Annotated in this window: 5 protein-coding genes; 1 reads left to right on the top strand and 4 read right to left on the bottom strand. The window is 64.0% G+C overall.

Translation table 11 applies throughout. The annotated features are described in order from the left end of the window. Positions 1 to 181: 181 nt before the first annotated feature. On the bottom strand, positions 182 to 1,612 hold the full coding sequence (locus tag ACOOHB_RS11985) for an ImmA/IrrE family metallo-endopeptidase (RefSeq protein ID WP_420445074.1): 1,431 nt from the start codon (positions 1,610 to 1,612) through the stop codon (positions 182 to 184). Between the two features lie 322 nt (positions 1,613 to 1,934). Here ACOOHB_RS11985 and ACOOHB_RS11990 point away from each other — a divergent pair, with 322 nt between their 5' ends. Further along, positions 1,935 to 4,394 (top strand): CoA transferase, encoded by a 2,460-nt coding sequence (locus tag ACOOHB_RS11990; protein ID WP_420445075.1) that lies wholly within the window; start codon positions 1,935 to 1,937, stop codon positions 4,392 to 4,394. A gap of 265 nt (positions 4,395 to 4,659) precedes the next feature. Here ACOOHB_RS11990 and ACOOHB_RS11995 read toward each other — a convergent pair whose 3' ends face one another. The 3 genes from ACOOHB_RS11995 to ACOOHB_RS12005 all read right to left on the bottom strand — a co-directional run bounded on the left by ACOOHB_RS11995 (position 4,660) and on the right by ACOOHB_RS12005 (position 9,031). After that, positions 4,660 to 5,589, bottom strand: a complete 930-nt coding sequence (locus ACOOHB_RS11995) for a XamI family restriction endonuclease (protein ID WP_420445076.1) — start codon at positions 5,587 to 5,589, stop codon at positions 4,660 to 4,662. Next, positions 5,577 to 7,037, bottom strand: a complete 1,461-nt coding sequence (locus tag ACOOHB_RS12000; protein ID WP_420446904.1) for a class I SAM-dependent methyltransferase — start codon at positions 7,035 to 7,037, stop codon at positions 5,577 to 5,579. Before ACOOHB_RS12000 ends, ACOOHB_RS11995 begins: the two co-directional genes overlap by 13 nt. Before the next feature lie 590 nt (positions 7,038 to 7,627). Then, positions 7,628 to 9,031 (bottom strand): hypothetical protein, encoded by a 1,404-nt coding sequence (locus tag ACOOHB_RS12005; RefSeq protein ID WP_420445077.1) that lies wholly within the window; start codon positions 9,029 to 9,031, stop codon positions 7,628 to 7,630. Positions 9,032 to 9,069 lie beyond the last annotated feature (38 nt).

Consider the following 9,069-nt stretch of genomic DNA (forward strand, 5'->3'; position numbering starts at 1 on the left):
GGACGCTAGCCGCCCCCTGTCATCGAGCGCCCGCCGAGAAGCCGAGCTAGTGCCGTGTCAGCAAACGTTTGCCAGTGTGGCGCTTTTCTGTGCAAAATCGCTCGCTCAGCGAACATTTCTGCACAGAAAACCGATCCTGTCGAGGCCAGCGCGAGGCATCCAGCCCGCCTCAACCGCGAACTCAGAACCAGCCGAGCCCCGCTTGGTCCCCGATGAGACGGTCGACGAACTGGCGTGACTTAGGTCTGAGAAATACTGCCGAGTTCCGAACCTGCCACCCAAGCAACGCCGAGCTGACCCCAAATCGAGCTCGGAGCGACTTGGCCGCTCGCTCATCGTCTCCGTCAACATCCATGAACGCTTCGCCAGCGAGCCGACGAGGCAGCAGAAATTCGGCTGCGAAAGCGCGTGCACGTTGCTCGACGTGTTTCGCGGTCCGGCCTCCCAGCACTTCGACCAGAGGCAGAGATGTCGAACGGTCGGCGAAGAGATGGCAGATCTCATGCGCGAGGGTTGCTCTTCGCCGTCCAGAGTTCGTGGCGTGTCGCCGGTCGCTGTTGACAAGTACGGCTGGTCCGTGGCTTGGACCCCAGCATCCGATCGCATCAACGTCAATCAGCCCGAGGCCAACGTCGATGACGGGAACCCTCCAGAGCCGCAGCACGTGGTCTGGGTTCACGCGCCCGTTCGCGCCGACGATTCCCGGCTGAGACCGCAGCCAATCAGCCAATTCGTACCCTTGTACATACGGCGGCTCGTCGGAAGCACGTGCGATCACCTCCGAGGCCTGCTCCGAGAGATGATCTAGCTCGGACGTTTCAACCTTGTGAGCCTGCCGTACGGCGTCCAGGATCGGCCTGAGGCTGGCTAGCGGCTGCGGGCCCACGAGACGTGCGGCTGCCAGCAACTCATCGGACGCAGGCGTGCTCCATTGGCTGTCGTCCTGCGAAGGGAATGCCGTCTCGACCTCGGCGACCAATTCCGGCGGGTAACCGGTTGCAGCCTCGATGACCCGAAGCCGGTCATGGTGATCGCGTTCGCGCCACGTCTGTACCGCTTGTATCGACCGCTCATCGCCCAATCCATTGAGCCGCAGCGAGATGAAGTCGCCGACAGCGGTCAGAACATCAAGCATCTCCTCGAACGGCACTGTCGCGGTCATCGCCGTCGACGCCATCCACCCCACGTTGCCATCTCGGACGACCCACAACGGAGGGGAAACCACACCCTGCAAGGCCTCCGCCAAATCGTGCGTCAGGCGATAGGCCTCCAACTGCTCGCGTTCATACTCTGCCTCCGAGGAGGGCCTCATCTCGATCGCCGCTTCTGCTGCCGCGAACATCCTTGGGGCGGTGTTCGGGGCGACACCGAAGGGGCAGCCATCTTCGACGGACAAGTACAGCCAATACTCGCCGAGAAACTCGAGAAGTTCGATCCACGTCCACTCAAATCCGGTGGTGTCGTCTTCGCCGTGCCAGACCGGTCGGCCTCGCAGGCAGACGCGCAGGTTTCCGAATGTCGCCTCGGCACCGGTCGATTTCGCACCGCCATTCAGCCACGTCAGCGAGAATTCAAGTTCGCCACCACTGGAGCGTGCTACCAGTTCATCCATCGGCGCACCTCCCGCCTGCATCCCTGATGCTCGGCTTGGTCCAACAGTTGCTGCTTGACCTGCCTCGCATTGCCGCTGCTCGGGAACAACTCCGGGTGTTCGGGAAAACCATGGTACGAGATTCCGGGATTCCTCGGGCTTGCCTCGGGTTCGTAACGCCATGCGCTCACAACCGGCACCATAGAGCTCAAGGCCGCTGTCCTCAGTGTCGATATAGACGGCCAAGCGAATGGGAGGTGAATTGGCGGACAGCGTCAGCCCACCTCAATTCTGTTTCCCGATCGGTCGGCCGCAGACCTGAGCGGGCGTTAGCTTCACGGCGATGCTGAAGCCATATCGAGTGCTGGACCTCACCGATCACCGGGGCGCGATGTGCACCTCGATCCTCGGCTCGCTGGGCGCGGACGTCGTCCTCGTCGAAGGCCCCGACGGCCGGGGACGAGACCACCGCCAGCAAGGCCCCGACGGCACGTCGCTGGGCTGGTGGAACCTGCGACGCGGAGCGCAGAGCTGCGTCATCAACGACCGCAACGAGCTGCTGGAGCTGGTCGCGGGCGCCGACGCGCTGATCGAATCGCCCGACCCAGGCCTCGGTCTCGACTACGACCAGCTGCGCGCCGTCAACCCAGGCCTCGTGCACACCACCGTCACCGCCTTCGGCAGCACCGGCCCGAAGGCCGCATGGGCAGCGTCAGATCTCACCATTGCCGCATCGGCGTGCAGCGCTGCCATCACCGGCGACACCGACCGGGCACCGCTGCGCATCACGGCGCCGCAGAGCTGGCTGCACGCCGGATCGCATGCCGCTGTCGGAACGGCGCTCGCGCTGCGCCAACGTGACCGCAGCGGCTATGGCCAGCACGTCGACATCTCGGCGCAGCAGGCGCTGATGCAGATCGCGTTTCCTGGACATGTCCACGCGCCGAATGGGTACCCGTCGGCGCGGCGGACCTCGGGCGGCATCCTGATACTCAACTTTCATCTGCAGTTCGTGTACCCGACAGCCGACGGCTACGTCTCGATCACGCTGCTCTTCGGCGACACGATCGGCCGCTTCACTGCTCGGTTGATGGACTGGGTGCACCAGGCTGGTTGCTGTGACGACGAGTTGGCTGCTCTCGATTGGGTCGACTTCGGCATGCGCCTGTTCACCGATCCCGACAGCGCGCCGGCGCAGCTCGAGCTGATCAAGGCCGCTATCACCCGCCTGACCAGCTCACGGACACGAGCCGAGCTGTTCGCGGAGGCACAGAAGCGTGAACTGCTGCTCGCACCCGTGTACAGCCCGGCGGAGCTGACCGGAGTCGAGCATTTCAACGAGCGTGGCTACTGGGACACGGTCGACGATCCGGCCTGGGGCACCGTCGTGACCCCCGGTGCGTGGTGCAAGCCCAGCCGCACGCCCCTGCGCTCGCTCGGCGGACCGCCCGAGCTTGGCGCCCACACCGAAGCGGTGAAGACGACGCCTCATTCGGCACTGCTGGACGCCGCGCAGGCGCTGCGCGATGCGAACCGCGACCCCGCAGCACCGCGGCCGCTCGACGGCATCAAGGTGCTCGACACCAGCTGGGTGTACGCCGGGCCGTTCACCACGCGGGTGCTCGCCGATTTCGGCGCGACCGTCATCAAGGTGGAAGGGCCGGCTCGTTTCGATGCCGCTCGGGGCAGCGGCGGCGGGCTGCGCGGCGACATGGGGCCTGACGCGTCGATCCAGTACGGAACGCTCAACGCGGGAAAGCTCGGCGTGACCCTGGACCTGAATGTCCCCGAAGGCCGCGACGCCTTTTGCGATCTCACCGAATGGGCGGACATCTACGTGGAGTCCTATACGCCCGGCACGCTGGACGATTGGGGCATCGGGTGGGAGGCGCTGTCGAAGCGCAACCCGAGTCTCATTCTGCTGAGCACCAGCCTGATGGGCCAAACCGGACCGCTTGCCACGTTCGCCGGCTTCGGCAACCTGGCTGGCGCCATTACTGGCTTCTACGAGATGACCGGGTGGCCCGACCGTGCCCCCGCAGGACCGTTCCTGGCCTACACCGACTACGTCACGCCGCAGTACATGGTTCCGCTGCTGATGGCCGCGCTCGATGCTCGTGATGCCGATCCTGAAGGCCGCGGTCAGCACCTCGACTTCGCACAAGCCGAAGCTGCAGTCCACTTCCTGGCCACAGAAGTGCTCCAGCACACGGTCAACGGCGCCGCCGCAACTCGGACCGGCAACGCCGATGCGTTCATGTGCCCCCATGCGATGTACCCGTGCGACCCCGGTGACGCAGACCCTGACAACCCGCTCGAACCGCCGGACCCGTGGATTGCCGTGGTGTGCGAGACCGAGCATCAGTGGGAATCACTGTGCCGCCTGCTCGAGGCCGACGGCCAACCCGTGCCGCCCGACCTCGGCGGCCTCAACGCAGCCGGTCGCCTTGGGCGCAGCGCCGAGATCGACGCCGTCATCGCCGCCTGGGCTGCGCAACGCACCCCTGCTGACGCCGAAGCTGCACTGCAGGCGGTCGGTGTTCCGGCGCATGCCAACCAGAACGGTCTGGGCTGCTTCGCCGATCCGCAACTCATCCACCGAGGCCACTGGATGGACGTTGCCCACCCGGTGCACGACCGCATGATCGTCGAGGCCCCCAAACTACAGCTCAGTGCGTCACCCCACGTCGTGGCCCGTTCGGGCCCCAGCCTGGGCGAGCACAATGACCTGGTCCTGCGGAACGTCCTGGGCTACGACGACGACCGCATCGTCGAGCTGGCCATCGCCGGCGCCATCGGCTGAGCCTCCTGCGCATCCAGGTAAGCCATCCCACGGCTTCACCTAGGCATACTCCATAGCTCCAGTTGCGTGCGCCTTCCGATGCCGGAAGCACAGCGAAATCTGGCGAGAGTTTCTCCTGAATCCCGTGGCGGGTCGAGTCGACTGGATCCCTGGACGCGTGACGATGTTGTTTGCATCGGACGGAACGCGAGTCGAGAACATTGAACGGGCCTCCTACCGTCAACCCAGCACAGCCACCCCGGCCGTGACTCAACAACCCGAGTCTCTACTCATCCCGGGGTGATTCAGTGGTCGCAACAAAATCCGTGAGCGGCGTCAGATCGTGGGCCCAGAAGATGGTCAGGCCTCTGTCTTGAGCTTGCTCAAGGTTGAGGGTCTTGAAGACTCCAGACAAGACCGCCACGGGAACGACACCATGGCTGCCGAGCTTGTCGATCCATACATCGGCCTTGACGGCCGCGTCGTTGTTGAGACGCTTCACAGAATTGGTCGAGGAGTTTGAGACTTTGCATTCGATTGGCATGACTCTGCCATCGTGCAACCCGACGACGACATCAGCCTTCCGACCAACGACTGAACTCTCAGCGCAGAAGTTGCCACGCCCAGGAGCATCCGATGTTGTCCATATCTCACGTGTGGGCACTTCGGTCAGACCCGAGGCAGCGAGATGTTCGCGGACGAGCGCTTCCTGGTCCGTCTTGGCCGTATTGGCGCGGTTCGTGCGCACTCGCTGGCTCGCCATGAGCGCGGCGGAGGCCATCGCGGCTGCTGATCGTTCGTCATCTGTCGGATGTCGTTGCTCGATGACCCATGAGAAGCGGCGACTGTCGAGCATTTTCAGAACCGTGTCGACGACCCGATGCGCAGCAGCCTCGTCATCACGCAGGCGACTCGCCGTCAAGTGCGTCTCCGCTAGTTCCATCAGATCATCGGCAGAGACTGGTGGCCCGGCGATGTATCGGACTGCTTCAAGCAAGTCCCCGTCAGTGAGAACCGCTTGGGCCACGTCTCGCAGCGAGCGGAGATCGTCGCTTTCCTGCATCAAGCGCTCAATGCCCACCACGTAGTCGTCGAAGGCCTCTATGTACCGCTCGACGGGCTCGGTCAGACGTTCCTCTCGGAAGAGGGAGATCGCGATGCGCCGCTCGTGCTCGAGTTCCTCATGGGTCCAGCGAGGCGGATCTACGAGGGCCACGCTTCTCCCGACTCCAGCCAGATCGGAGGCGGCACCATAATTCGCTCCATCTCGGATGGCTCGAACTTTGTCAGGCCTCCTGCGTAGGTGCGGCCGCCTGACAGGGTTGCTCGATCACGAAGCACCCTCGTCAAGCTGCACAGCGCCTCTTCTGACAGCGATTCCATCGGGTAGATGCCGTGCACGGTGTTGAGGTTTCTTGCAGCCGCAAGGTTGCGCACGAAGGCAGGCGGCCGCCGCGCCATGTAGGTGGCAAGGAGCGGAGCCGGGCTGCGCAGCTTGACGGACCACCATGGTTTCCGGTGTCGAGCGATGTAGCCACTGGCAGCACCCGCACGGCGGGCCGCTCTCAAGAACCGCTCCACGAGCGCCCTGGCGTCAGCGTCAAGGATGTCCAAGTCCTCGGGCAGATCAATCACCGCTCTCAGATCCCCGCAGCCGGCTAGGACGCCCGACTCCAGACCGAAGAGTTCCGAGGCCTTCGTCACGGCGGGGACGAGCACCGACGAGGGCAGCCGCGGGTCGCCCTGCTTGGTTACCCACGTCGCATTTGCGCCGGTGACAGCCCCTCGGTGCACCCGGCAGAAATCGCCCAGCGCGACAAAGCCACTGGGAATGGACACGCGGGGTTCCAACAGTGCGGACCAGCGGCGCTGCGCACGCAATTCTCCGGGGCTGAAGCTCTCGCCTCCGGCCAAGCCCCGCAAGTCTTCCGTATCCCTGATCTTGCGCACCCGAACCCGCTGCTGCCTCTCACCGACATCAAACGCCATGACGGTCGCCGTCGTGGCGGCGTCTGCGAAGGCTTGGGTACGCGCGTCGAGAATGTGAATTGAGAGACCGCCCAACGGCCCGGCGAACAACTCCCGCGCAAGTTGTCCATAGCCAACATCGAGCCACTCGGACGAAGTGACGAACACGCCGAAGTCGCCCGTTTCGGCGAGATGCGCCGTAGCCAGCAAGAAGTGCACATGCAAGCCCGCGAGCGCTGACGCCTTCAGACCTAGATCAGCAGAGCGCTCTCGCAACCAGGATTTCCACCCTGGCGCAATGTCGTGGTGGCGTAGGTAGGGCGGGTTGCCGACAAATGCCGTTGGGCTGGGAATTGATGGCAATCGCAGCGCGCGATAGTCACTGGTGTCCACCACCGACCGCCCGTCGAAACCCAACACGGTCAGATTTGCGCGGGCTGTCAGTGCTGCGAGCGGATCGATCTCGACCGCCATGAGTTGCGCGTCAGGCAAGTACCGGCCGACCGCACAGAGGAATCTCGCAGAGCCAGCGCCGGGATCCACTACCCGAGCTGCCCGCTTGAAGTGAGCCAACCATTCCGACATGGGCCCGACCAGCGCCGCAGGCGTGTACGTGGCGCCTAGCTTGCGGCGCTGCGCTGTCGAGCGGAGCCTGGCGAAAGACGCGCCTAACGGGTCCTCTCCTGCCCGGATCACAGTCGCCAAGTCTTCAAGATCGCTCGGTCGTAGCGATTGATCCGCAGCCTCAATGAGCTCGGATTCAGCGCAGCTCACCTCTGCGAGGTCACCCCCGCGAGTCAGGGCCCAAGCAGCAGCGCAGAGCGCGAGTTCATCGTCAATTCCCGTGTCAGCGGGTCTGACAAGCGGGGCATCTGTCAATGTCAAGACCATTTGCTCGCATGTTCGCACACACCACCTCCGCGACAGCGGAGGACAAGCTCCGCGTTGTCCACCGATCATCACTGAGGGGTGTGACAACAATTGTTCGCAAGCGCGCCAAGCCGGTCGATGCCTCGCGACGCGGTAGTGCTCGGCCACCGCGGTTCCTCCGCTACGGGCCGATGGGTGAGCACCTGCATCGAACGTTGCGAAGCACGGCGAGGAACACGGCATGACAGCTGACGAACGACTGCGGAACGTCCTGGGCTACGACGACGACCGCATCGTCGAGCTCGCCGTCGCCGGCGCCATCGGCTGAAGAGGTCCGGACCTCGGGTACTGCGATTCCAGGATCACAAGCCGAAGGGCTGCGAGACCGGGTTCAGCGATGCAGTGGCACCCGACAATTACTCGGACGCCGCGGGTGCCTGGTATGGCACCTCCACCTCAAGATCATGCGACAGCGGCGCGCCCGCGGCCGTGCACACCTGGGTCTGGGAGCGGGCTTGACCGTCACTCGACGTCGCGCACGCGGTTGCTGCCGGGAGCAACAACGTCACGTCATCGGTGCCGCTCGGCTTGACGCGAATCTCCCAGAGATCACTTCGCCCGTCGACGCGCTTGAACTTGAGGGCTCTGCCGTTGGTCACTTCCAGCAAGTCGTCACGCAGCGTGCGGTAGCTCACAGCGATCGACTCGCTGAACTGGACGCGCACCGTGAACTTTCGCGTGCCGTCATGGGATTGCGGAACGGTCGACTCGACGAATTCGGCAGTCAGAACCGTGGCGTCGTTCCCGTCGCCAGCGTCCTCTTCGGCGTCGTTCCCGTCGCCGTCGTCCTCGCCACCGTCGTCAGCCGGCGGAGGGTCGCCAGCCGGCGGAGGGCCGACCGCCTCAACCAGCGCATCCGACTTGAGCGTGGAACTCGGACCAAGCAGTACGTCAGATCGGGTAACGACTCCCTCCGAAGTCTCCGGCGGGCATGGCGTCGGGACAGTCGCCGTCAGCGTGCCCCCGCTGGAGCCCGGCGTGGCCGACGATGCCTGGTTGAGATGGAACGGTGTGCTGATGTCGCCCCACGAGGTCTGCGCCCGCACGACCACCTTGTAACGAACGTTGTTCGACAGGCCGGCGATCACGTGTTCCAAGTTGTCATAACTGTCATCGTCGCTGCAGGGGTCAACGCTCGCGATGAGGTCGCTGCGGTTCCAGCGCGATATGAGGAACTGGCTGTGAGCTGTGGCGTCGATCCAGTAGACGTAGTAGCCGATGTAGTCAATGTCATCGGCATCGGCGAACTGCGGCCACCTCACTTTCAGGCTGCCGTCGCCGCGCGTCACGGTCGGGTTGTGGATCGGTTCGGGGCGAGTGCGGGTGCGGTCGGTCAGCGACTCGCTCCATGGACCGAACCCCTGCTCGTTGCCGGACCGAACTTGGAACACGTACCTGACATTGCGCTCCAGACCCTCGACCCAGTGGTAATAGTCCGTATCGGCTGTCTCGACCGTCCACTGCTCGTCGGACATGTCCGTTGCATCCTCCCGGATATAACGGACCTCCGCACGGTCAGAGCTGACATCCCCTCCAGAAACCCAGATGAGCAACATCCAAGTAGTTCCCCACGAGTAGAGACAGCAGGAAGGCGCCTCCATGACTGCGACGTTCTCGTCGACTTCTCGTAGCGCCTGCCCCTCTCCTGATTGTGCCTGCGCGTGCATCGGCACTGCCGCAATGAACACCGCCACAAACAGCGCCGCGGCGATTCGCTTCCAAGGGACATGAAAAGACGGGACATGAAAAGACCTGTGCATCATCAATGAACTTAGTTCATATATTCATGCCGCTACGC

Origin of the sequence: Candidatus Poriferisodalis sp. (assembly GCF_965215815.1) — a bacterium.
GTDB lineage: Bacteria > Actinomycetota > Acidimicrobiia > Acidimicrobiales > Poriferisodalaceae > Poriferisodalis.